Consider the following 22,898-nt stretch of genomic DNA (forward strand, 5'->3'; position numbering starts at 1 on the left):
TAGTGTTTAAAAACAATAATTTGTGCGGGGCCAAAGGGTCGTGCCAAGTCTGTTGACTCACAGCGCTGGCCACCGTAGCAATGCGCCATCGTTAGCAAGGGGTAAATTGCGCGTGCGCGAGACCGACCACAAAGACCAAATGCAGCGTCTTGAGGAGCGGCTCGCAGCGGCCAAACAGGCCCAGGACCCAAAGCCCCGCGCTGATGAGCACTATTCGGCAGCCAATCAGGCCTGGCGCATGGTGATAGAAATGGTGGCCGGTCTTGGGATCGGCTTTGGCATCGGATACGGGCTGGACAGCCTGTTCGGGACACTCCCGATCTTCATGGTGCTGTTTACAATGTTCGGTCTGGCCGCTGGCATCAATGTGATGCTGCGCAGCGCCAAAGAGATCGAAGAGAAACAAGCGGCCGAGGCCGCAAAGCTAGATAAGGCAGCCAAGGCTGCCGAGAGAGACGAGAGGGATTGAACGTGGCAAGCGAAGCACACGGCGCAGAAGAAGGCGGTCTGGTATTCCACCCGATGGACCAGTTCATCATCAAACCTTTGTTTGGTGGCGATCACATCGGCCTGTTCACCATCACCAACGCAACCCTCTGGATGGCGCTGGCGGTTGTCGCTGTTGTGGCTCTGATGGTGGTTGGCACACGCCGCCGCGCAATCGTGCCAAGCCGTGGTCAGTCCATCGGTGAGCTGGCTTACGGCTTCATCTACAAGATGGTTGAGGATGTTGCGGGCAAAGATGCCGTGAAATTCTTCCCATATATCATGACGCTGTTCCTGTTCATCGTGATGGCCAACTTCCTCGGCCTGATCCCGATGTCCTTCACCACCACCTCCCACTTTGCTGTGACCGTTGTTCTGGCGCTGCTGGTGTTTGTCACGGTGACTGTGGTGGGCTTTGTGAAGAACGGCGCAGGCTTCCTTGGCCTGTTCTGGGTCTCCAGCGCGCCGCTGCCGCTGCGCCCGATCCTCGCCATCATCGAAGTGATTTCCTATTTCGTGCGCCCCGTCAGCCACAGCATTCGTCTCGCTGGTAACGTGATGGCAGGCCACGCCGTGATCAAAGTGTTCGCAGGCTTTGCCGCGATCGCAGTTGTCAGCCCGGTCTCCGTGGTTGCGATCACCGCGATGTACGGTCTTGAGGTCCTGGTGGCCTTCATCCAGGCCTACGTCTTCACCATTCTGACCTGTGTGTATCTGAAAGATGCGCTGCATCCGTCACACTAAGGATTGTGGTGCGCCCTGACGGCGCACCCGACACAGGCTCAAACCAAACAACCCTGAATTCAAACTTCCAATCGTAAGGAGATACCCCCATGGAAGGTCAACTCGCACACATCGGCGCAGGTCTCGCAGCAATCGGTTCCGGCGCAGCCGCAATCGGTGTTGGTAACGTCGCAGGCAACTTCCTGGCCGGCGCTCTGCGCAACCCATCCGCAGCTGCTTCCCAGACTGCAACTCTCTTCATCGGCATCGCATTCGCAGAAGCACTGGGCATCTTCTCGTTCCTGGTTGCTCTGCTGCTGATGTTCGCCGTCTAAGCCTACGGAACCATCCTTACGTGCGGGTGCGGGCGCACTTGCTTGCGCCCCGCCCGTAACCCAACGGAAGTTCCCAGGAGGACGACATGGCGACCAAAACGACTGACGCCGCAGGCCACGCAGCAGAGGCCGCCTCTGCACCGGGCATGCCACAGCTCGATTTCTCGAACTGGGGCAACCAGATTTTCTGGCTTCTGGTCACACTTGTTGTGATCTATCTCGTCCTGTCGCGCATCGCGCTGCCGCGCATTGCTGCGGTTCTGGCTGAGCGCCAGGGGACCATTACAAATGACATCGCCGCAGCTGAAGAGCTGAAGGCGAAGGCCGTGGAAGCGGAAGAGGCTTACAACAAAGCCCTTGCGGACGCGAAAGCCGAAGCGCAGCGCATCGTTGCCGAGGCCAAAGCGGAAATCCAGGCCGACCTGAACGCCGCCACCGAAAAGGCGGACGCAGAGATTGCAGCGAAAGCCGCTGAGTCGGAGAAGGCGATTGCCGAGATCCGTGCCGGTGCGCTTGAGAGCATCAAGGACGTGGCCAACGCGACCACCTCTGAGCTGGTAACAGCCCTGGGCGGTGCGGCAGATGACGCAGAAGTGGCCAAGGCCGTTGATGCGCAGATGAAAGGGTAAGACAATGCGGAAACTGACCACATTTGCTGCCCTTATGGCGTTGAGCGCAACACCTGCGCTCGCAGCAAGCGGCCCGTTCTTCTCCCTGAAGAACACCGACTTCATCGTGACGCTCGGCTTTATCCTGTTCATCGCGGTTCTGTTCTACTTCAAAGTGCCTTCCCTGCTGGGCGGCATGCTGGACAAGCGCGCAGATGACATCAAATCGGAACTGGACGAAGCCCGCGCCCTGCGTGAGGAAGCCCAGACCGTTCTGGCGTCTTATGAGCGCAAGCAGAAAGAAGTGCAGGAGCAAGCGGCCCGCATCGTAGAGCAGGCGAAAGCCGAAGCTCAGGCGGCGGCTGATCAGGCCAAGGTCGATCTGGAAAACTCCATCGCGCGCCGTCTGGCCGCTGCGGAAGATCAGATTGCCTCTGCTGAAGCTGCGGCTGTGAAAGAAGTGCGCGACCAGGCTGTGGTTGTTGCTGTTGGCGCGGCCCGCGAAGTGATCGCAGGCCAGATGAGCGCGGCAGCTGCCAACAAGCTGATCGATGCCGGTATCGCAGAAGTGGATGCCAAGCTGCACTGATCCTATGTGCATAGAGTTGAAAAACCCGGCCCCTGTGGCCGGGTTTTTTTGTTTCGCCTTGCTGATGCCGCAATGCTGTGATGGAAGATCTGCAGAAACTGATCTTTTGAGCACCGGATCCCTTATGCCTGCATCGCGTCTCACCCTTTCAGCCGCCCTCTTGCTGTTTGCCATGGGCTGCGCCAGCACCACTCGTGTGGCCACAAGCCCAACCTCAGCCGCGCCTGATGAGGTGTTCTGGGCCAAGAACCAGATTGCGGAGCAGACGGCCACGCCGGGGGCGGTGCGTTTCTCCCGCTTTGAGAGCTATGCGCTGAGCAATGGGGATCGTGTCTATTGCGGCGACCTGAGCGCGCCAAGCTTTGCTGGCTCTGTGCCGTTTTATATGCGCAGCAGAGGTGGGGCAGTGAAAGCCATTGAGGCTGATCTGGAGAGCGCGGATTTCGTGCGTGGCAAATGCGCAGAGGCCCGTAAGGGCGCCCTGCGCATCAACGAGGTCTAACGCACCGGATCAAAGCGCGCGCTTGTCTGCGTGCAGTCGCGCACTACGTCGCGGCCGCAGGGCACAGGCTCCAGCGATTTGTTCATACAGATGCGCGCTTCCTGAATGAAGTCTCCTCGGCAGGTGATGGTCACCATGTCTGGCTCAAGCGCGGGGTTGGCCTTCAGGAAAGCCGCTTCAACCACAGCTGCGGGCAGGGTGATGGTTTCTTTCACTTTTCGGAAGACAGGTGGGCGTACAACGCTCTCATAGGCCTTGCGCGCCGTGGCGTAGTAGTCTTCGCCAGACAGGCCGGAGCAGGTGCCGTGTTTCTTCCACTGATACCAAGCCAGCCCTGAGGTGCCCATGATGTCAGCCATGGCGTTGGTGAGATGGCGCGGCGGGTTGCGTTCTGCGGAGCTGCAATAAGACGGCCAGCCCTGATGGAACTGCGGCCAGAGGCCATGCATGATCCAGCCGTGATCTTCAGAGGCGTCACATTGGGGGCTGCCTTTGGCGTCGCCTTCCATGGCGCACCAATTGGGCGACCAGCTGAGCGCCAGAACGTAATAGTCAAACTCTCCGGCGGTCTCGCCTTCTGCCCAGACAGGCAGGGCAGTCAGTGCGAGAAGGGCGGCTGCAAGCAATGAACGCATTCACTCTTTCCTTTTTTGCTCAGGCGCACTATATCGGCCTTAAGTTCCCCGACAACGGAAACCCGCACCAGACCATCGGTGCCGTCTGACAAAAGTCAGACGACGGGAAAACTGTATCTTCGTCGGGGGGAGAGAGCGTAAGGAGTTAAGACATGGCCAAGCTGCTGCACCCAAAGGCCACCGCCGTTTGGCTGGTGGACAACACCACGATCAGCTTCAAACAGATCGCAGATTTTGTGGGCATGCATGAGCTGGAAATTCAGGGCATCGCGGATGGCGATGTGGCTGCTGGCGTGAAGGGCTTTGACCCGGTAGCCAACAACCAGCTGGTGCAGGAAGAGATCAATGCGGCGGAGAACAACCCGCTGCACAAGCTGAAGCTCAAGTTCAACGCGGCCGCCTCTGGTGAAGAGAAACGCCGTGGGCCACGCTATACCCCGCTGTCCAAGCGTCAGGACCGCCCTGCGTCTATCCTGTGGCTGGTGAAGTTCCACCCGGAGCTGTCTGACGGTCAGATCGGCAAGCTGGTTGGTACAACCAAGCCAACCATTCAGGCGATCCGCGAGCGGACCCACTGGAACATTGCCAACATTCAGCCCATCGACCCTGTGGCATTGGGCCTGTGTAAGCAGTCTGAGCTGGACCTCGCAGTGAACAAAGCGGCGGCGAAGAAAGCGGCAGAAGGCGGCATCATGTCTGATGATGAGCGTCGTAAGCTGGTGTCCACCGAACAGTCGCTGGAGATGGAAGCGGAGCCGAAAATCCCATCCGCCATCGAAGGTCTGGAAACCTTCTCCCTTGCGGATGATGACGAGGATGACACCGACACCCGCAGCGATGATGAATTCGCGGATGCGGACAGCTTCTTCAACCTGCCAGGTGGCGACGAAGAAGAGCAGCCTCGCTAAGCGCAGCGCTCATGTGAAATTACAAAAGGCCGTGCATATCTTGCGCGGCCTTTTTGCTTTTGACAGGCCCCCAAAAGCGCTGTCGCACGTCAAATATAGTCAGAGCGATTTACGGGCGTTCAGCGCGGCGCTGATGGTGCCTTCGTCAAGGTAATCAAGTTCCCCGCCAACCGGCACACCCTGTGCCAGCGAGGTCAGGGTGACCTGTCCTTCCAATTGATCGGCGATGTAGTGCGCCGTGGTCTGCCCATCGACGGTGGCGTTGAGCGCCAGAATCACCTCGGTGACGCCTTCGCTGACCACACGGTCCATCAGGCGAGGGATGGAGAGCTCCTCGGGGCCGACGCCCTCAAGTGCGGAGAGCGTGCCGCCAAGCACGTGATAGCGCCCGTCAAAGACGTTGGCGCGTTCCATGGCCCAGAGGTCTGACACGTCCTCTACGACGCAGAGCACCCCTGTGGCGCGTTTCTCGGAGGTGCAGATGTCACAGATGTCAGAGGTGCCGACATTGCCGCAATTCAGGCATTCCCGCGCGCTGACGGCGACGGCTTGCATGGCATCGGCAAGGGGGGTGAGCTGGAGCGCCCGTTTGCGGATCAGATGCAGTACCGCGCGGCGGGCGGAGCGGGGGCCAAGCCCGGGCAGCTTGGCCATCATCTCGATCAGCGTATCAATTTCGGAACTGCTCATGTCCGGGCCTTTTCTGGCGACTGTTTTCGCCAGTTATAGCAAGAAAAAGCCCGGTGCACAGAAGGGTTTCTGAAGATCAGAAGGGCAGTTTCATGTCGGCGGGCAGGCCGAGCTCGGATGTGATTTTGCCCAGTTCGTCCTGCGCGCGCTCGGCGGCTTTGGACTGTGCGTCTTTGATGGCGGCGAGGATCAGGTCTTCGACCACTTCCTTGTCATCGCCGTTGAAGATAGAGGGATCAATGTCCAGCGCCTTCAGCTCGCCTTTGGCAGAAGCTGTGGCTTTGACAAGGCCCGCGCCGCTTTCGCCAACAACCATGATGTTGTGCAGCTCGTCCTGCATCTCGGTCATCTTGGTTTGCATTTGCTGGGCTTTTTTCATCATGCCGGCCATGTCGCCGAGATTGCCTAGACCTTTGAGCATTGGTCGTCTCCTAGAGGATTTCTTTGCAGAGTAGATACGGGCGATGGGGCTTAGGAACAAGGGGGCGGGGGGCGCAAGATGCGTGACCGGCGCGAAATGGCGCTTGTTGTGGTGAGAGGCGTAGGTTGGCTGCGGAAAACGGTTTCTGAGACGGCTGGGCTCCGCCCGTTCGCACCTGAAATGGTCCACTGCACCATTTCCTAGACGTGGCTCACTCTTCAAATGGATCCCATTCGTCTTCGACTTCGGGGAGGGCTTCGGCGAGGGCTTCATTGGCCAGATCGCGGCGCGATTTGATTTCGGTGATCTTGGCTTTGGGGAAGGCGTCCATCACGGCCATGACCAGCGGATGGGCTTCGGCCTCGGCGCGCATCTGGTTTTTGGCGGCGTCGCGGATTTCCGCTACGCTGGGTGCGCCGCCGGTGTTCACCAGCGTGACAGCCCAGCGGCTGCCGGTCCAGCGCTGCAGGCGGCTGCCGAGACGTTGAGCAAGATCGTTGGGGGCCTTAGGCGCGGGCTCAAACTCGATGCGGCCCGGGGAGTAGTTGGCCAGCCGCACGCCGCCTTCCACCTCCACCAGCAGTTTCACGTCGCGCTGCTGGCGGATCAGTTCAATCACGTGCTCGAAGGTCGGGTATTTGGCCAGCTCCGCGACGTTCTGAGGGGCCAGAGCGGTGACTTGGCCGTGGCCGCCTGCGCGTGCGGTCACGCCGCCGCCTTGGGGGGCGTGGCCCATCGGTGCGCCTTGCGCAACCGTGCCGCCGCCCGCTGGCACGCCCATGCCATTGCCGCCTCCGGGCGAGGGTGGCGGCGGCGGGGTGTCCTGCAGCTTGCGCACCAGCTCTTCGGGGCTGGGCAGGTCGGCCACATGGGTCAGACGAATGATGGCCATTTCCGCGGCCATCATGGCGTTTGGTGCGGCGGCCACCTCTTCGAGTGCCTTGAGCAGCATCTGCCACATCCGGGTCAGAACGCGCATGGGCAGCTCATTGGCCATGGTCTGACCACGCGACCGCTCATCGGGGCTGACGGTGGGATCTTCGGCCGCCTCCGGTGTGATCTTAACAACGGAGACCCAATGCGTGATCTCGCCCAGATCGCGCAGCACCGCCATCGGGTCGGCCCCGTCGGCATATTGGGCAGACAGCTCATTGAGTGCATTGCCCGCATCACCGCGCAGGATCATGTCAAAGAGATCAAGCACACGACCCCGGTCTGCGAGGCCCAGCATGGCGCGGACCTGATCGGCTGTGGTTTCGCCAGCGCCATGGGAAATCGCCTGATCCAGCAGGGACGTGGCGTCCCGCGCAGAGCCTTCTGCGGCGCGGGTGATCAGCGCGAGTGCATCTTCGGCGATTTCCGCGCCCTCGGCTGTGGCGATGCGCGTGAGCATGCCGATCATGTCTTCAGGTTCGATCCGGCGCAGGTCAAACCGCTGACAGCGGGACAGCACGGTCACCGGAACTTTGCGAATTTCGGTGGTGGCGAAGATGAATTTGACGTGGGCGGGGGGCTCTTCCAGCGTTTTGAGCAGCGCGTTGAACGCGCTGGTGGAGAGCATGTGCACCTCATCGATGATGTAGATCTTGTAGCGTGCCGAAGCCGCGCGGTAGTGCACGGAATCGATGATTTCACGGATGTCGTTCACACCGGTGCGGGAGGCGGCGTCCATCTCCATCACGTCAACGTGGCGGCCTTCCATGATCGCGACGCAATGTTCGCACTCTCCACAAGGCTCGGTGGTGGGGCCCGAGGTGCCATCCGGACCGATACAGTTCATGCCTTTGGCGATGATCCGCGCCGTCGTGGTTTTGCCGGTGCCGCGAATCCCCGTCATGACAAAGGCTTGCGCGATGCGGTCGGCCTCAAACGCGTTTTTGAGCGTGCGCACCATGGCGTCCTGCCCGACAAGATCCGCGAAGGTTTCGGGGCGATATTTGCGCGCGAGAACCTGATAGCCGGTGTCGGGAGTGTCGGTCATGGTCGTCCTGTGAGATTTCCGCCCGTAAGATTCGGGTGGTCAGTGGCAATGGTCTGACGCAGGTTAAGCGGCAGGGGGCGGCGCGTCCACCGGATATAGGCAGGGGCAGGGCTCTGCAATCGGGCATGCGCTGTGTTTGGGCAGTGGAGCGATGGGTGATGGAACGATTTGAGATAAGCGCTTTGGATGTTGGCGGGGGACAGCTGGCGCTCGCGCGGCTGCCCGGCAGCACAGGTGCGCTCGTTGAGGATGTGCGCGCCTTGGCGGACTGGGGCGCAGAGCGGGTGCTGAGCCTCACCGAAACGCAGGAGCAGCAAGCTTTGGGCGCCGCGGCGCTGCCGCAACAGCTTGAGGCGCAGGGAATCGCCTGGATGCATTTTCCGATACGGGATTTTGATGTGCCCGAGGCGTATGAGGCGGAAGCCTGGGGCGCGTTGCAGCAGGAGATTCTGAAAGCGCTTCGCGGTGGAGCGCACGTGCTTGTCCATTGCCGGGGTGGTTGCGGGCGTTCGGGGATGATTGTGCTGAGGCTGATGCTGGCCTGCGGGGAGGCGCCGGAGGATGCGCTGAAGCGGTTGCGGGCGGTGCGGCCCTGCACTGTGGAAACTGATGCGCAGATGCGGTGGGCCACAGAGGGCGCGCTGCAACAGGCGTAGCGGGGCTGCCAAAACAAAAGGCCGCAGAAGAACTGCGGCCTTTCAAAACAGATATCTGGCGATCAGATCAGTTGCCGATCGTTTCCAGATAGGCAATCAGGTTGGCGCGGTCTGTTGGCTTTTTCAAACCGGAGAAGGCCATCTTGGTGCCTGGTGCATAGCTTTTTGGGTTGGTCAGGAAACCGTCGAGGTTTTCTGGGGACCAAACGTCGGCCACTTGCTCCAGCGCGCCGGAGTAGTTGAAGCCGTCAACCGAATCCACGGCGCGGTTTACAACGCCAAAGAGGTGTGGGCCGGTGCCGTTGGCACCATCATCAAGTTTGTGGCAGGCTTTACATTTGCTGAAGACTTTGGCGCCTTTGTCCACATCTGCGCTGGCCAGAAGCTCTGCGAAAGACGGACCTTCGTCGACTTCGGCCGCGCCGCTGTCTGCGCCTTCAACTTCAATCACATAAGCCTGCTTGGCATGGCCGTCACCGTGTCCTTTTGGACCGGTGTGGTAAAGCGCTTCGGCAGCCCAGCCGCCCAGCAAGAAAATAAGCAGCGCGCCGCAAAGTGCGCCGACTACTTTGGTGATTGTCATCGTGTCGAACATGCTACGTTTCCGTTTCGTGGCGTTTGCTGGCTATCTACGCGCTTCCCCTGTCAAAACGCAAGGTGTAGTTACCGCGACCAAACGCCCCTACTTGCGCAATTCTTGCGTTGGTCGGAAGGCGCAGAGGGGGCAGGAATGACCAAGTTGACCAATCGCATCGCATTTCAGGGCGAGCCGGGGGCCTATTCACATGAGGCGTGCCAGAACGCACGCCCGGAGATGGAGGCCATGCCCTGCCGGTCCTTTGAGGATGTGATCGCTGCGGTGAAAAGCGGCGAGGCGGATCTGGCCATGCTGCCGATTGAGAACACGACCTATGGGCGTGTGGCAGACATTCACCGTCTTTTGCCCGAAAGCGGCCTGCACATCGTTGATGAAGCCTTTGTGCGCGTCAGAATTAGCCTGATGGGCCTGCCGGGTGTGCCGCTTGAGGACATCGATACGGTGCGGGCGCATATGGTGTTGATCCCGCAATCCGCCGCGTTTTTGCGCTCCCACAAGATCAAGGCCTATTCCGCTGCGGACAGTGCGGGCGCGGCCCGTGAGTTGGCAGAGCATCGGCGCACCAATGAAGGGGTGCTGGCCTCTGAGCTGGCGGCGGAGATCTACGGGTTGAATGTGTTGGCAACGGATGTGGAAGACCACGGTCACAACACCACCCGCTTCCTGATCATGTCACGTGAGCCGAACTATGCGCGTCGCGAAGACCGCAAGATGATGACCACCTTTGTTTTTGAAGTGCGCAACATTCCGGCCGCGCTTTACAAAGCGATGGGGGGATTCGCCACCAATGGCATCAATATGACCAAGCTGGAAAGCTACATGGTGGGCGGGAGCTTCACGGCGACGCAGTTTTATGCGGACATTGAAGGGCATCCTGAGGATCCGGCGGTGCAACTGGCGATGGATGAGCTGCGCTATTTCACCACAAATGTGTCGATCATCGGGGTCTACCCTGCGGATCAGGACCGTTTGACGTAGGCGCGGCCAATCGGGATCTGAAAACAGAAAAAGGCGCCTCATGGGGCGCCTTTTGTCTTATGAAATTGGGGCAGCCGCTCGCGCGCTAAAGCCTAAACGGGTCAAGCGCTCTGGGCGTAGCGGTCCTCAAAATCCTCACGCATATGCGCCAGACGTTTGCTGACCCGGTTGGTCAGATTACCCCGCGCCAGCTTCAAAGACTGCAGCAGCAGGCGGGAAGACAGGGTTTTGGCACGCATGCCGCACCAGAATTGGATGCGTGTCTTGGTGCGCGACAGGGCCACCAGTTCGATTTTCACGTCGGTTTCCAGCCCGCCGATCTTGGCCTTCATGGCGATTTCATTGGGCCGGTCATAGCCCGTCATCTCCAGATGTACCTCGCGTGCTTTGCCGCGAAAGATAAAGGAGATCTGCCATTCCGCCCCAACGCCTGCGTGATGCAGGGTGTCAAGGCGCGTGACATCGGCGCCGCGACGCAGGGCTGACCGTTCGTAGACTTCAACGTCCGTGAGCATGATGAATGCTTGTTCGATGGGAACGTCGATGTCTTCTCTTCCGGTAAGTTCCATTGGGCCTCTGCTTTGGGTCAGGATGGTTGTCGCGCTGTTCGGCGCAAGTTTCGCGTCAATCCAATCTGTCTGCAAGCCAGTTCCGAAGAAGAAAATGTGCAATTGCACCTATCCGAGCGGGCTTGAGTTTTGGGTGGTTGCCAGCAAAGACATCCAGCATGTCTTCGCGGCTGACCCAGAGGGCGTCCTCAAGTTCATTTGGGTCCACGGTGATGTCTTGGGTCAGGGCCTCGCCCCGGCAGCCAAACATTAACGAGGAAGGGAAGGGCCAGGGCTGGCTGGCGAGGTAAGAGACCGCGCCCACTTTGATGCCTGATTCTTCGACAACCTCGCGCCGTACAGCCGCTTCAAGCGTTTCGCCGGGTTCCACGAAGCCCGCCAAAAGCGAGTACATCCCGTCGGGCCAGCCGGGGGAGCGGCCCATCAGCACTTTGTTGCCATGGGTGATGAGCATGATCACCACCGGGTCCGTGCGAGGGAAATGCGAGGTGCCGCAGGACGGGCAATCCCGTTGCCAGCCGGACATGGCCATGCGGCTTTCCACGCCGCAGGCCGCGCAGAAGCGATGTGACCGGTGCCAGCCAAAAATCGCCCGCGTGGTGGCCGCAAGCTCGGCATCGCGCGCTGACAGACGCGCCATTGCCGCGCGCAGCTCTACAAAACGATGGTCTTCCGGCAGGGCGGGGTGGTGCTGTTCGGAGGGATCAAAGAACTGATTGATGGTTGTGAGATCCTGCGCCTCAGGCTCCCAGGCGGAAATGTCATGGGCAAAGAGCGCGCTGCCGTCCTCTGACAGGCCGAGGAATATCGGCGGGACCGGCGGGTTTGCCGCTTCGTTAAGCAGCAGGTGATCCATAGGGAGCTGCACCAAACTGTCAGTGTCTGAGCCAGACAGCAGGGATTTGCCGCGCCAGACAACAATGGTGCGGCTGCTCGGCAGCTTGGCCAGCGCGTTGGCTTTCTCTCCGCGCAGTTCGGCGGCGCGGTTGAGGCCTGAGCCTCCAAAGGTGACGGTTTCTGCGTGTCTCATGCCTGGCTCCTCTTGTCGCAGATGAGTGGCATGATCGTGCCGTCGCTGCAATGGAAAGGCGTTTGAGATCACAGCTTTGTCTGGTGGTGCCTATGCGGGAGGCGGGCAGGGGTGCCTGCTCCGGCGGCAGAGTTGGCCAGAGGCGCTTGCATCTGCCGCGCGTGCGCCCTATATCGGATCTTGAGAGGTTGGCGCGGGTAAGCGCCTCGCCAACCCGGTCAGATCCGGAAGGAAGCAGCCGTAACGAGCCCCGCTTGGGTCGTTGTCCAGCCTCTCACCTTACTTCTCCCCACAAATGTTTCAGACCGTTTGCTGTGGAAAATCGCCTTTTTGCAGAGGGCGTCTAACAGAGGTTATGCCTTTGTTTTGGCGTTAAAAAGCGCCTTGGCCGCATGAATGCGCCGTGGTGCAGCTTTGCCGGCATTTGATGCGCAAACATTCACGCCATATTGAGTCATTGAGAACTTGAAGTTTGTTGGTTGAAACCTTTAGCTTATCTAACACGTAAACACAGTGAACATGTGGGTGCAGGAGAGGCCAAATGACCGAAAAAACCATAAGAATTGCTGGACCTATGTTTGACCGACGCGGTGCGCTGCGCCTGATGGGCGGGGGCGCGTTGTCGATTGGCGCAGGGCTTGGCAGCGGGATGGCCTTTGCCAACGAGGACGAGATCATCCGCTCGCATGGCTATTCGTTCTTTGGCGACCTGAAGTACCCGGCGGATTATCCGCATTTTGATTATGTGAACCCGAACGCCCCCAAAGGTGGTCAGATCACGCTGAGTGCGCGCGGCACTTTTGATGGTTTCAACCGGTTTGCGTGGCGCGGAAATCCCGAGACGGCCTCAGGTGTTGTGGCCGAAGCGATGTTTGCGGAGATGCCGTGGGGCGGTGGTGCGCCTGCGGATTCGATTACCGACAGCTACTGTCTGATCGCAAAAGAGGTCGAATACCCCAAAAGCAAGACGTGGTGCGTGTTCCACATGCGCGACGATGTGGTCTTCCGCGATGGGACGCCGCTGCGCGCTCAGGACGCCGCGTTTACGCACAATCTGTTCCTTGAGCAGGGCATCCGTTCTTACGCGCGCTCGGTGAGTGAACGCATCACAGGTGTGGAGGTCATTGATGACCACACGATCAAATATACTTTTGCCGACGGCATTTCGCGCCGCTCTCTGATCAGTCAGGTTGGTGGCACGCCGATTTTTTCTGAAGCCTGGTACCAGGAGACGGGTGAGCGGCTGGATGAGCCTTCGGTGCTGTCGCCAATGGCGTCCGGTCCCTATCAGGTCGGTGACTATGAGTTTAACCGCTATGTGGTTTATGAGAAAAACCCCAACTACTGGGGCTGGGACCACCCCGCCAATGTTGGCCGGTTCAATTTTGATCGCGTACGGATCGAGTATTTCTCCGATGCGACTGCGGAGTTTGAGGCCTTTAAGGCGGGCGAATATACCTTCCGCACCGAAGGATCGACCAAGCGTTGGGCCACGGGATATGATTTCCCCGGTGTGAATGACGGCTCGGTGAAGAAAGTGGCGCTGCCTGATGGCACCGCGCCAAACAACAGCGGCGTGATTTTCAACACATTGCGCGCGCCGCTTGACAACCGCGATGTGCGCCACGCGCTTTCGCTGGCGTTCAATTTCGAGTGGACGCGGGAATCGCTGCAGTTTGACCTCACCACCCAGCGCTCGTCCTTTGTGGAAGGGCAGGAATGGGAGGCCAAAGGCGTGCCCGAAGGGGCAGAGCTGGCGTTTCTGAAATCACTGGGCGATGTTGTGCCGCCTGAGATGCTGACAGAGACTGCGGTGGTGCCGCACACCTCCAAAGCGTCCAACCCGATTGACCGTCGCAACAAGCGCGCGGCGCTCAAGCTGTTTGAAAAAGCCGGTTGGACAGTGAATGACAACGGCGAGATGGTGGATGCCAGCGGCACGCAGATGTCGCTTGATTTCCTCGTGATCTCCAGCTGGGATGAAACCCGGCTTGCCACCATTGAGGCCTACGTGAAGACGCTGGCGAATTGGGGCATCAAGGTCAAAGCTGACAAAGTCGACAGCGCGCAGGGACAGCAGCGTTTCCTCGATAAGGACTATGACCTGATCCATACGCGGATTTTGACCTTCTCCTCCGCTGGCACCGGCCTGAAACAGCTGTTTGGGTCGCAAACCGCGGAAGTTTCCTCCTACAATCCCTCTGCCCTGCGCAGCCCGATGGTGGATGCCATCATCGATGCGGCGCTTGCGACCACATCGCGGGAGGATGAGGTTGTCGCGCTGACGGCGCTGGATCGCGCGTTGCGCTATGAGCGTGTGATTGCCCACGCCGGATATGTTCCGGAGACCTGGGTGTCTTACTTTGACATGTATGAGCGGCCCGAAGAGCTGCCGCCCTATGCGGTCGGTGTGCTTGATTTTTGGTGGTACAACAAAGAGAAACACGAGGTGCTGATCGCCTCGGGTGCGCTAAGGAAGTAAGCTTTGGGCGCCTATATTCTCCGCAGACTGTTGCTCATAATCCCGACGTTGCTTGGGATTATGATTATCAATTTCTCTCTGGTTCAATTTGTCCCCGGTGGCCCGGTGGAACAAGTTATTGCCCGAATGCAGGGCGAGGGCGATGTGTTCTCAGGCTTTGCTGGTGGCAATGAAGATGTCGGCGGGGAAGAGACCTTTGGCTCTGACAGCGAGTATCTTGGGGCGCGCGGGCTCCCCAAGGAATTCATCGAGGAGCTTGAGCGGGAGTTCGGTTTTGATAAGCCGCCGCTGGAGCGGTTTCTCAATATGATGGGGAACTATCTGACGCTGGATTTCGGGGAGAGTTATTTCCGCAAGATCACGGTGATTGATCTGGTGCTGGAGAAGATGCCGGTCTCGATCACGCTTGGGCTTTGGTCAACGCTGATTGCCTATCTGGTGTCCATTCCTTTAGGCATCCGGAAGGCGGTGAAGGACGGCACGGCCTTTGATACCTGGACATCCGGGGCGATCATTATTGCCTATGCCATTCCGGGCTTTCTGTTTGCGATCATGTTGCTGGTGCTGTTTGCTGGCGGGTCTTACTTCAAGATATTCCCGCTCAGGGGGCTGACCTCTGACAACTTCCAAGACCTGACAACCTTGGGCAAGATCCTGGATTATGCCTGGCACATCGCGTTGCCGGTGATCGCCTCCACCATCTCGGCCTTTGCGACGCTGACGCTTTTGACCAAGAACAGCTTTCTGGATGAAATCAAGAAACACTATGTGATGACGGCGCGGGCCAAAGGGCTGACAGAGCGGCGTGTGCTTTATGGGCATGTGTTTCGCAATGCGATGCTGATTGTGATCGCGGGTTTCCCAGCGGTGTTTATCGGTGTGTTCTTTGGCGGCTCTGTTCTGATCGAGACGATCTTCTCACTTGATGGGCTGGGGAGGCTTGGCTTTGAGGCAGCGGTGGCGCGAGATTACCCCGTGATCTTTGGCACGCTCTTTGTGTTTGGCTTGATCGGTCTTGTGGTCGGTATCCTGTCGGACCTGATGTATGTGCTGGTCGATCCGCGCATCGACTTTGAGAAGAGGGAAGGCTGATGGCGCTGTCTCCACTGAACCAGCGCCGCTGGAGCAACTTCAAACGCAATCGCCGCGCCTTCTGGTCGCTGATTATCTTTTGCGTGGCCTTTGGCATTTCCCTGTTTGCGGAGCTGATTGCCAACGACAAGCCGATCCTTGTGAACTATCGCGGTGAGTTCTTTACGCCTGTTTTTAGTTTCTACCCTGAAACGACCTTTGGTGGGGATTTCAAAACCGAAGCCGACTATAAAGACCCGGTCGTGCAATGCCTGATCTCCACCGGGGGTGTTGAGGATTGTTTTGATGTGCCCGAAGACATCCTCGAAGAGCTGGATGCGGGCACCTACAGCGCGGACGGGTTTGACAAAGGCTGGGCGCTCTGGCCGCTCATCCCATACAGCTATGACACGCCGGTGGATCGTTCCGGTGCGGCACCATTGCCGCCGGATGGGCAGAACTGGCTGGGAACAGATGACCGCAAACGGGATGTGGTTGCGCGTGTGCTTTATGGCTTCCGCCTGTCGATTTTCTTCACCCTTCTCGTGACAGCGGCGGCAAGCCTGATTGGCATCGTGGCCGGGGCGGTACAGGGCTATTTTGGCGGTTGGTTGGATTTGATTTTCCAACGGGTGATCGAGATCTGGGGCGCCACGCCAAGCCTCTATATCATCATCATCATGTTTGCGATTGTGGGGCGCAGTTTCTGGCTGCTTGTGCTCTTGACGGTGTTGTTCAGCTGGACGGCGCTGGTGGGCGTGGTGCGCGCAGAATTCCTGCGGGCGCGGAACCTTGAGTATGTGCGCGCGGCCAAGGCGCTGGGCGTGAGCAACCGTGTGATCATGTTCCGCCATATGCTGCCCAATGCGATGGTCGCGACCGTGACCATGCTGCCCTTCATTGTGACCGGCACGATCAGCACGCTGGCGGGGTTGGATTTCCTCGGCTTTGGTCTGCCATCTTCGGCACCGAGCCTTGGCGAGCTGACCCTTCAGGCCAAGCAGAACCTGCAGGCGCCGTGGCTTGGCTTCACCGCCTTCTTCACATTTGCCATCATGCTCTCGCTCCTGGTCTTCATTTTTGAAGGCGTGCGCGATGCGTTTGATCCGAGAAAGACCTTTTCATGAGCATTCTGGACGTCAAAGACCTGCGGGTGGGGTTTCGCCAAGACGGGCAGCTTCATGAGGCCGTGAAAGGTGTGTCGTTCAGCGTGGATCGCGGGGAAACCGTGGCGCTGGTCGGGGAGTCCGGGTCGGGCAAGTCGGTGACGGCTCTGTCCACGGTGTCGCTGCTGCCCGGTAGTGCCGAGGTGCAGGGTTCGGTGCAGTATGATGGGCAAGAGATGGTTGGTGCGCCTGAAAATCTGCTGCGGCAGGTGCGCGGCAATGACATCAGCTTTATCTTTCAGGAGCCGATGACCAGCCTCAATCCCTTGCATACGCTTGAAAAGCAGCTTGGCGAGAGCCTTGCCCTGCACCAGGGCGTGACGGGGGATGCGGCGCGTGGCCGGATTTTGGATCTGCTCAACAAAGTGGGATTGCGCGATGCGGAACAGCGCCTGACGGCCTATCCGCACGAGCTGTCTGGCGGACAGCGGCAGCGTGTGATGATTGCCATGGCGCTGGCCAACAAGCCTGACATTCTGATTGCTGATGAGCCGACAACCGCGCTTGACGTGACCATTCAGGCGCAGATTCTGGAGTTGCTTGCCGAGCTGAAGAAATCCGAAGGCATGGGGCTGTTGTTCATCACCCATGATTTGGGCGTGGTGCGTCGCATCGCGGATAAGGTCTGTGTCATGAAGGATGGCGAGATCGTCGAGGCCGGTCCGGTCGCGGAGATCTTTGAAAATCCGCAGCATCCCTACACGCAGCTTTTGCTGAGTGCGCAAGCGAGCGGCCATCCTGCGCCGGTTCCGGACGGGGCGGATGTGGTGAGCGAAGCGCAAAACCTGCGGGTTTGGTTCCCCATCCAAAAGGGATTGCTGAAGCGCACGGTGGGCCATGTGAAAGCGGTGAATGACGCGAGCCTGACGGTGCGCGCCGGAGAGACGCTTGGCATCGTGGGCGAAAGTGGATCGGGAAAAACGACGCTGGCACTGGCGATGATGCGGCTGATTTCCAGCGACGGCAAAATCGGCTTTGTCGGCAATGATGTGCGTAAATGGAACACGCGGCAGCTGCGTGCGCTGCGCAAAGACATGCAGATTGTGTTTCAGGATCCGTTTGGCAGCCTGAGCCCGCGGATGACCTGTGAGCAGATCATTTCAGAAGGGCTTGGCGTGCATGGCAATCCGGATGGACGGGACACGCGCACGCTTGTTGCCGAAGTCATGGAAGAGGTGGGTCTGAACCCCGCAACCATGGATCGCTATCCGCATGAATTCTCTGGTGGGCAGCGCCAGCGGATCGCCATCGCCCGCGCCATGATCCTGCGCCCCAAGCTGGTGGTGTTGGACGAGCCGACATCAGCGCTGGATATGACGGTGCAGGTTCAGATCGTGGAGCTGCTGCGCAACCTTCAGGAAAAATACGGGCTGGCCTATCTGTTTATCAGCCACGACCTGCATGTGGTGCGCGCCATGAGTCACAAGATCATGGTGATGCGCGCGGGTGATGTGGTGGAGCAGGGCACTGCCGAGGCCCTGTTTGAAAACCCACAGACCGACTATACCCGCGAGCTGCTGGCCGCAGCGCACGGGTAGGCCGAAAACGGCAACGCCGCGATCAGATCGCGGCGCTGTGTTGTGCTTTGCTCATATCATAAGCGTCAAAGGCGCGGGCAATCATCCGGGTGAGCGGCCGTGCCTGAGGCGGGATCACCAAGGCGTTGCTTTCCAAGGCAAGCATGTTCGGGAATTGCGCCATCACCTTGGAGAACATCTCGTTCAGCGCGGCGCGGGAGATGTCAAACCGCTCAACGATTTCATCTGACTCAATGCGGAAATCACACATCAACGCTTCGATCATCCGGCCGCGTAGGAGATCATCCCCGGTGAACTTGTGGCCGCGCGAGGTTGTGAAACGCCCTTCGCGGATGCCTGCGGTGTAAGCCGAGGTGGCCGGAGCGTTCTGCGCGTAGCCTTGCGGGAAACGTGCGATCGAAGAGGCGCCGACCGCCAGCAGAACATCGGCCATGTCGTCGGTGTAGCCTTGGAAGTTACGGCGCAGGGTGCCGTTGCGCTGTGCCACGGAAAGACCGTCGGTCTTGGTCGCGAAGTGGTCGATGCCAATTTCGTCGTAGTTGTCCCAGAGGAAGAGCTGACGGGCTGTTTCAAACAGCGCAAGGCGTTCCTGTGGCGTGGGTAGCGCGTCAGATGGGATCATCTGCTGGCGTTTCGCCATCCATGGCACATGGGCATAGCCATAAAGCGCGACGCGATCAGGAGACAGCGACAGCAGCTTCTGCACGCTTTCGGTGATACGCGCTTGTGTCTGATGGGGCAGTCCAAAGAGAATGTCGGCATTCACGCTTTTGACGCCGTGCGCGCGGATCATGTCGACCGCTTCGCGGGTGATGTCATAGCCTTGAATGCGGCCGATGGTTTTCTGGATATCGTCGTCAAAGTCTTGCACGCCAATGGAGGCGCGGTTCATCCCGGCCTTTGCCAGAACGGCCAGACGGGCTTCATCAATCTCATTGGGGTCAATCTCGACAGAGAACTCGCCGTCCTGTGCCATCGGGGCCACGTCGAAAATGGCACCCGCGAGATCTTCCATCATGCCGGGGTCAAGCAGAGTTGGCGTGCCGCCACCCCAGTGCAGGCGCGACAGGCGCACGCCCTCCGGTAAGATAGATTTGAGAATCAACAATTCTTGCTTTAGGGTCTCGACGTAAGACGCCACCGGCGAAAGCGTGGAGGTGCCCTGTGTCCGACAGGCGCAAAACCAGCAGAGGCGGCGGCAAAAAGGCACATGCACGTATAGAGAGACCTCAGAACCTGACGGAATAGACTGAATCCACTCCTTGTAAGTGTCTGGGTTTACGTTATTTTCAAAATGCGGGGCGGTGGGGTAGCTGGTATAACGCGGTACTTTTGCGTCAAACAGCCCCAGTTTCGCCAATTGTTTTCCCGTTTCCATGGGCGTAGGGGGTACCTCAAAACACGACTCACTATCCTTGACCCAGATCAATTCCAGGTATGGCTTATAAAATGACTGATCTTACGAAGTTTGTTGGCGGTTGCGAGAACTGCCCGATCCAGCACCGCGCTGTTTGCGCGCGCTGTGACGCAGACGAGCTCGATCGGCTCGAGGAGATGAAATACTACCGGAGTTTTGAAGCGGGGCAGACCATCATCTGGTCCGGTGACCGGATGGAGTTTGTGGGCTCTGTGGTGTCCGGGATTGCGTCCCTCACGCAGACCATGGAAGATGGGCGCACGCAGATGGTTGGGCTTTTGCTACCCAGCGATTTTGTGGGGCGTCCGGGTCGCGAAGCTGCGACCTATGATGTTGTGGCAACCACAGATGTTGTCATGTGCTGTTTCCGCCGCAAGCCCTTTGAGACCATGATGGTGGAGACGCCGCATGTTGCGCAGCGGCTTTTGGAAATGACGCTCGACGAATTGGATGCCGCGCGCGAATGGATGCTTGTGCTGGGTCGTAAGACCGCGCGTGAAAAAATCGCCAGCCTTCTGTCGATCATCGGGCGTCGCGATGCGGCGCTGAAGCTGGTGAACGGCCACGAAGAAATGGTGTTTGACCTGCCGCTGACCCGCGAGGCGATGGCGGATTATCTGGGCCTGACGCTTGAAACGGTGAGCCGACAGATTTCCGCGCTCAAAAAGGACGGCGTGATTGTGCTGGACGGCAAACGCCATGTCACTGTGCCGGACTTTCAGCGACTTCTGGATGAGGCCGGAGATGACAGCGACGGCGGGATGATGGCCTAAGAGCCAATCCTATCAGCAAAGAAAAAGGCGCCAGTTTGGGCGCCTTTTGTGTTTTTTGGGACTAGCCTGAGCACGTTAGTGGGCAAGGAAGACAGGCAGATGGGCGTGTTCCAGCATGTTGCGTGTCGCGCCGCCCAAGATGGCTTCGCGGAAACGGGAGTGCCCATAGGCACCCATGACCATCAGATCGGCGTTGTTGTCCGTGGCGTGGCGCAGCAGCACATCGGAGACGCGGGGCTGCGTTCTGGAGAGCACATCCACCTGCGCATTCACGCCGTGACGGGCCAGGAACTGTGACAGCAGACCACCCGGATCAGAGCGGTTTGGACCATGGGTGGGAGGATCGATCACCACCACATGCACCACATCTGCGGATTTGAGGAACGGCAGCGCCGCGCGTGTGGCCACCAGCGCTTCGGCGCTTTCGTTCCAGCCGATGCAGACGGTTTTGGGGGTTTTGATGGGTGTCGCTGATTCTGGCACCATCAAAACCGGAGCCTGCCCCTCAAAGAGCGCGGCCTCCAGCGTAGGTTCCAGCTCGTTGCCGTGGTTTTTGCCGTAAGGTTTCGGGAGTACAACAAGATCCGCAAACCGGGCACGTGATGCGACATGGCGTCCCAGGTCCGCGATCTGAGCAACGCCCATATCACTGGCCCAACGCACGGTGCTGTTGTTGAGTTTCGCCTCTGCTTTGTCCTGAATTTCTTTGGCTTCGCCGTGGGCGCGGGCGAGCATTTCCTGCATCAGGATCGCGTCTGCTCCGGCATAAAAATAACCGGTCTGAGAGCGGTCTACACCAAGGGCAAGCACGTCCAGATGGGCGTCTTGCGCCTCGGTCAGGGCGATGGATTGCTCAAGTGCCGCGCGGGCAATGTCAGCGTCGGTCATGACGCAGAGAAGTGTTTTGTAGTCCATTCGAACCTACCGTTGTTTGAAAATGAAGTCTGGACCGTGAGGGCTTTCCAATGTGTCGGCGAGAAAGATGCTGGCCTTGGATATGATTAAGTCCTACACGCCGCGCGACTTTCCTTGATGCAGATCAAGGCGGCATTAACGCTGCACCCGCAAAACATGGACTGTCTAAATCCGCTAAGGCTCTGGAGACTCGGGCCAAGCAAGACGAAGGGACGCGAAATGGTAAATTACTTCAAGCTGATCGCGCTTGGCCTCATCACATTTTTTGCGATGATTGCGGCCAACTATGCGCGTGATCTGGCTTATATGGTACACGCCCTCATCATCGCGGGCGTGTCCTTTGGGCTGTTTATTTGGGTTTTGCGCGGTACCGGCACAAAAACGGTGATCGCGCAGGACGAATATATGGACGACGTGATCCGCTACGGGGTCATTGCAACCGCATTCTGGGGCGTTGTTGGTTTCCTGGCAGGCGTATTTATCGCCTTTCAGCTGGCCTTCCCGGTCCTGAACTTTGATTGGGCACAGGGCTACGCCAACTTTGGCCGCCTGCGTCCGCTGCACACATCTGCTGTGATCTTCGCATTTGGCGGCAACGCCCTGCTTGCGACCTCCTTCTATGTTGTGCAGCGCACCAGCGCCGCGCGCCTCTGGGGCGGCAACCTGGCATGGTTTGTGTTCTGGGGCTATCAGCTGTTCATCGTACTGGCGGCCACCGGCTATGTTCTGGGCGGCACACAGTCCAAGGAATATGCCGAGCCGGAATGGTATGTTGACCTGTGGCTGACCATTGTCTGGGTTTGCTATCTGGCGATCTATCTGGGCACGATCATCAAGCGCAAGGAACCCCACATCTATGTGGCGAACTGGTTCTATCTCGCGTTTATCGTGACCATCGCGATGCTGCACGTGATCAACAACCTGACCATCCCTGTGTCGATCTTTGGCTCCAAATCCGTGATCGTCTGGGCCGGTGTTCAAGACGCAATGGTGCAGTGGTGGTATGGTCACAACGCTGTGGGCTTCTTCCTGACTGCAGGCTTCCTGGGCATGATGTACTACTTCATTCCGAAGCAGGCCGAACGTCCGGTGTTCTCCTACAAACTGTCTATCATCCACTTTTGGGCGCTGATCTTCCTGTATATCTGGGCGGGTCCACACCACCTGCACTACACCGCGCTGCCTGACTGGGCGTCGACCCTTGGCATGGTGTTCTCCGTCATCCTGTGGATGCCGAGCTGGGGTGGTATGATCAACGGTCTGATGACCCTGTCTGGTGCCTGGGACAAGCTGCGCACAGACCCTGTGATCCGTATGATGGTGATCTCGGTTGGTTTTTACGGCATGTCCACCTTTGAAGGTCCGATGATGTCGATCCGTGCGGTGAACTCGCTGAGCCACTACACTGACTGGACCATTGGTCACGTGCACTCCGGTGCTCTGGGTTGGAACGGCATGATCACCTTCGGCGCGCTCTACTATCTGGTGCCTGCACTGTGGAAACGTGATCGTCTGTACTCCCTCAGCCTCGTGAGCTGGCACTTCTGGCTCGCCACCATCGGCATCGTGCTCTACGCGGCGTCCATGTGGGTGACCGGTATCATGGAAGGCCTGATGTGGCGTGAAGTGGACGCAAACGGCTTCCTCGTGAACTCCTTTGCCGACACTGTGGCTGCGAAGTTCCCGATGTATGTGGTGCGCGGTCTGGGTGGGGTCATGTTCCTCGCTGGTGCCCTCATCATGTGCTACAACCTGTGGATGACTGTGCGTAAGGCACCGGCCAAAGAGGCCAGCCTGTCCGTCGCAGTCCCGGCTGAATAAGGAGGG

General features: G+C 58.9%; 23 protein-coding genes, 1 other RNA gene and 1 pseudogene. 16 read left to right on the plus strand and 9 right to left on the minus strand.

The window, feature by feature from the left end; genetic code table 11:
• Positions 1-112: 112 nt before the first annotated feature.
• The 6 genes from J7412_RS15795 to J7412_RS15820 all read left to right on the plus strand — a co-directional run bounded on the left by J7412_RS15795 (position 113) and on the right by J7412_RS15820 (position 3,243).
• On the plus strand, positions 113-469 hold the full coding sequence (locus J7412_RS15795; RefSeq protein WP_209079518.1) for an AtpZ/AtpI family protein: 357 nt from the start codon (positions 113-115) through the stop codon (positions 467-469).
• A gap of 2 nt (positions 470-471) precedes the next feature.
• Complete coding sequence (locus J7412_RS15800; protein WP_209064159.1) at positions 472-1,230, plus strand: F0F1 ATP synthase subunit A; 759 nt, start codon at positions 472-474, stop codon at positions 1,228-1,230.
• Between the two features lie 89 nt (positions 1,231-1,319).
• Entirely contained in the window at positions 1,320-1,544 is a 225-nt protein-coding gene (locus tag J7412_RS15805) for a F0F1 ATP synthase subunit C (RefSeq protein WP_090027589.1), read from the plus strand.
• Positions 1,545-1,630: 86 nt separating this feature from the next.
• Positions 1,631-2,173, plus strand: coding sequence for a F0F1 ATP synthase subunit B' (locus J7412_RS15810; protein WP_209064162.1), 543 nt, complete (start codon positions 1,631-1,633; stop codon positions 2,171-2,173).
• 4 nt (positions 2,174-2,177) lie between these two features.
• Entirely contained in the window at positions 2,178-2,741 is a 564-nt protein-coding gene (locus J7412_RS15815) for a F0F1 ATP synthase subunit B (protein ID WP_209064165.1), read from the plus strand.
• Positions 2,742-2,865: 124 nt separating this feature from the next.
• The gene (locus J7412_RS15820) at positions 2,866-3,243 is read left to right on the plus strand and encodes a hypothetical protein (RefSeq protein ID WP_209079519.1); all 378 of its coding nucleotides are present in this window, start codon (positions 2,866-2,868) and stop codon (positions 3,241-3,243) included.
• On the opposite strand, the gene J7412_RS15825 is transcribed toward J7412_RS15820, so the two are convergent.
• Complete coding sequence (locus J7412_RS15825) at positions 3,240-3,878, minus strand: ribonuclease T2 (protein ID WP_209079520.1); 639 nt, start codon at positions 3,876-3,878, stop codon at positions 3,240-3,242. The two genes, J7412_RS15820 and J7412_RS15825, sit on opposite strands and share 4 nt — an antisense overlap.
• A gap of 152 nt (positions 3,879-4,030) precedes the next feature.
• Between J7412_RS15825 and J7412_RS15830 the strand changes: the two genes are divergently transcribed.
• On the plus strand, positions 4,031-4,786 hold the full coding sequence (locus tag J7412_RS15830; protein ID WP_209064172.1) for a DUF1013 domain-containing protein: 756 nt from the start codon (positions 4,031-4,033) through the stop codon (positions 4,784-4,786).
• A gap of 99 nt (positions 4,787-4,885) precedes the next feature.
• On the opposite strand, the gene recR is transcribed toward J7412_RS15830, so the two are convergent.
• The 3 genes and pseudogenes from recR to J7412_RS15845 all read right to left on the minus strand — a co-directional run.
• On the minus strand, positions 4,886-5,476 hold the full coding sequence (gene recR / locus J7412_RS15835; protein WP_209064174.1) for a recombination mediator RecR: 591 nt from the start codon (positions 5,474-5,476) through the stop codon (positions 4,886-4,888).
• Between the two features lie 76 nt (positions 5,477-5,552).
• Positions 5,553-5,897 carry a YbaB/EbfC family nucleoid-associated protein gene (locus J7412_RS15840; protein ID WP_209064176.1) on the minus strand — a complete coding sequence of 115 codons (345 nt, stop codon included), beginning with the start codon at positions 5,895-5,897 and terminating at the stop codon, positions 5,553-5,555.
• Between the two features lie 211 nt (positions 5,898-6,108).
• Positions 6,109-7,884, minus strand: a pseudogene (locus J7412_RS15845) (DNA polymerase III subunit gamma/tau); the annotation flags it as partial.
• Positions 7,885-8,036: 152 nt separating this feature from the next.
• On the opposite strand from J7412_RS15845, the gene J7412_RS15850 reads away from it, so the two are divergent.
• Positions 8,037-8,534: a protein-tyrosine phosphatase family protein gene (locus tag J7412_RS15850; RefSeq protein WP_209079522.1), complete on the plus strand. Its 498-nt coding sequence runs from the start codon at positions 8,037-8,039 to the stop codon at positions 8,532-8,534.
• A gap of 67 nt (positions 8,535-8,601) precedes the next feature.
• Here J7412_RS15850 and J7412_RS15855 read toward each other — a convergent pair whose 3' ends face one another.
• Positions 8,602-9,129, minus strand: a complete 528-nt coding sequence (locus tag J7412_RS15855) for a cytochrome c family protein (RefSeq protein WP_209064184.1) — start codon at positions 9,127-9,129, stop codon at positions 8,602-8,604.
• 144 nt (positions 9,130-9,273) lie between these two features.
• Here J7412_RS15855 and J7412_RS15860 point away from each other — a divergent pair, with 144 nt between their 5' ends.
• The gene (locus tag J7412_RS15860) at positions 9,274-10,110 is read left to right on the plus strand and encodes a prephenate dehydratase (RefSeq protein ID WP_209079639.1); all 837 of its coding nucleotides are present in this window, start codon (positions 9,274-9,276) and stop codon (positions 10,108-10,110) included.
• Between the two features lie 101 nt (positions 10,111-10,211).
• On the opposite strand, the gene J7412_RS15865 is transcribed toward J7412_RS15860, so the two are convergent.
• Together J7412_RS15865 and nudC are read right to left on the minus strand one after the other, a co-directional pair.
• Positions 10,212-10,679 carry an SRPBCC family protein gene (locus J7412_RS15865; RefSeq protein WP_209079523.1) on the minus strand — a complete coding sequence of 156 codons (468 nt, stop codon included), beginning with the start codon at positions 10,677-10,679 and terminating at the stop codon, positions 10,212-10,214.
• 55 nt (positions 10,680-10,734) lie between these two features.
• Entirely contained in the window at positions 10,735-11,709 is a 975-nt protein-coding gene (gene nudC / locus J7412_RS15870; RefSeq protein ID WP_209079524.1) for an NAD(+) diphosphatase, read from the minus strand.
• 181 nt (positions 11,710-11,890) lie between these two features.
• On the opposite strand from nudC, the gene ffs reads away from it, so the two are divergent.
• The 5 genes from ffs (at position 11,891) to J7412_RS15895 (ending at position 17,966) form a co-directional block, all read left to right on the plus strand.
• Positions 11,891-11,989, plus strand: an RNA gene (gene ffs, locus J7412_RS15875) — signal recognition particle sRNA small type.
• 261 nt (positions 11,990-12,250) lie between these two features.
• Positions 12,251-14,191 (plus strand): extracellular solute-binding protein, encoded by a 1,941-nt coding sequence (locus J7412_RS15880; protein WP_209079525.1) that lies wholly within the window; start codon positions 12,251-12,253, stop codon positions 14,189-14,191.
• 3 nt (positions 14,192-14,194) lie between these two features.
• Positions 14,195-15,283: a microcin C ABC transporter permease YejB gene (locus J7412_RS15885; protein ID WP_209079526.1), complete on the plus strand. Its 1,089-nt coding sequence runs from the start codon at positions 14,195-14,197 to the stop codon at positions 15,281-15,283.
• Positions 15,283-16,389 carry an ABC transporter permease gene (locus J7412_RS15890; protein ID WP_209064196.1) on the plus strand — a complete coding sequence of 369 codons (1,107 nt, stop codon included), beginning with the start codon at positions 15,283-15,285 and terminating at the stop codon, positions 16,387-16,389. The genes J7412_RS15885 and J7412_RS15890 overlap by 1 nt, the downstream gene beginning before the upstream one ends.
• A complete protein-coding gene (locus tag J7412_RS15895) occupies positions 16,386-17,966 on the plus strand; it encodes an ABC transporter ATP-binding protein (RefSeq protein ID WP_209079527.1) in 1,581 nt (526 codons plus the stop codon). Before J7412_RS15890 ends, J7412_RS15895 begins: the two co-directional genes overlap by 4 nt.
• Before the next feature lie 22 nt (positions 17,967-17,988).
• Here the strand turns inward: J7412_RS15895 and hemN are convergent, their stop codons facing one another.
• Positions 17,989-19,344: an oxygen-independent coproporphyrinogen III oxidase gene (gene hemN, locus J7412_RS15900; protein WP_209079528.1), complete on the minus strand. Its 1,356-nt coding sequence runs from the start codon at positions 19,342-19,344 to the stop codon at positions 17,989-17,991.
• 71 nt (positions 19,345-19,415) lie between these two features.
• Between hemN and J7412_RS15905 the strand changes: the two genes are divergently transcribed.
• Positions 19,416-20,156: a transcriptional regulator FnrL gene (locus tag J7412_RS15905; protein ID WP_209079529.1), complete on the plus strand. Its 741-nt coding sequence runs from the start codon at positions 19,416-19,418 to the stop codon at positions 20,154-20,156.
• A gap of 75 nt (positions 20,157-20,231) precedes the next feature.
• On the opposite strand, the gene J7412_RS15910 is transcribed toward J7412_RS15905, so the two are convergent.
• Positions 20,232-21,071, minus strand: coding sequence for a universal stress protein (locus J7412_RS15910; protein WP_209079530.1), 840 nt, complete (start codon positions 21,069-21,071; stop codon positions 20,232-20,234).
• 219 nt (positions 21,072-21,290) lie between these two features.
• Here J7412_RS15910 and ccoN point away from each other — a divergent pair, with 219 nt between their 5' ends.
• Positions 21,291-22,892 carry a cytochrome-c oxidase, cbb3-type subunit I gene (ccoN, locus tag J7412_RS15915; RefSeq protein WP_209064208.1) on the plus strand — a complete coding sequence of 534 codons (1,602 nt, stop codon included), beginning with the start codon at positions 21,291-21,293 and terminating at the stop codon, positions 22,890-22,892.
• Positions 22,893-22,898: the final 6 nt, after the last annotated feature.

The organism is Shimia sp. R9_3 (genome assembly GCF_017743755.1).
Lineage (GTDB): Bacteria > Pseudomonadota > Alphaproteobacteria > Rhodobacterales > Rhodobacteraceae > Shimia.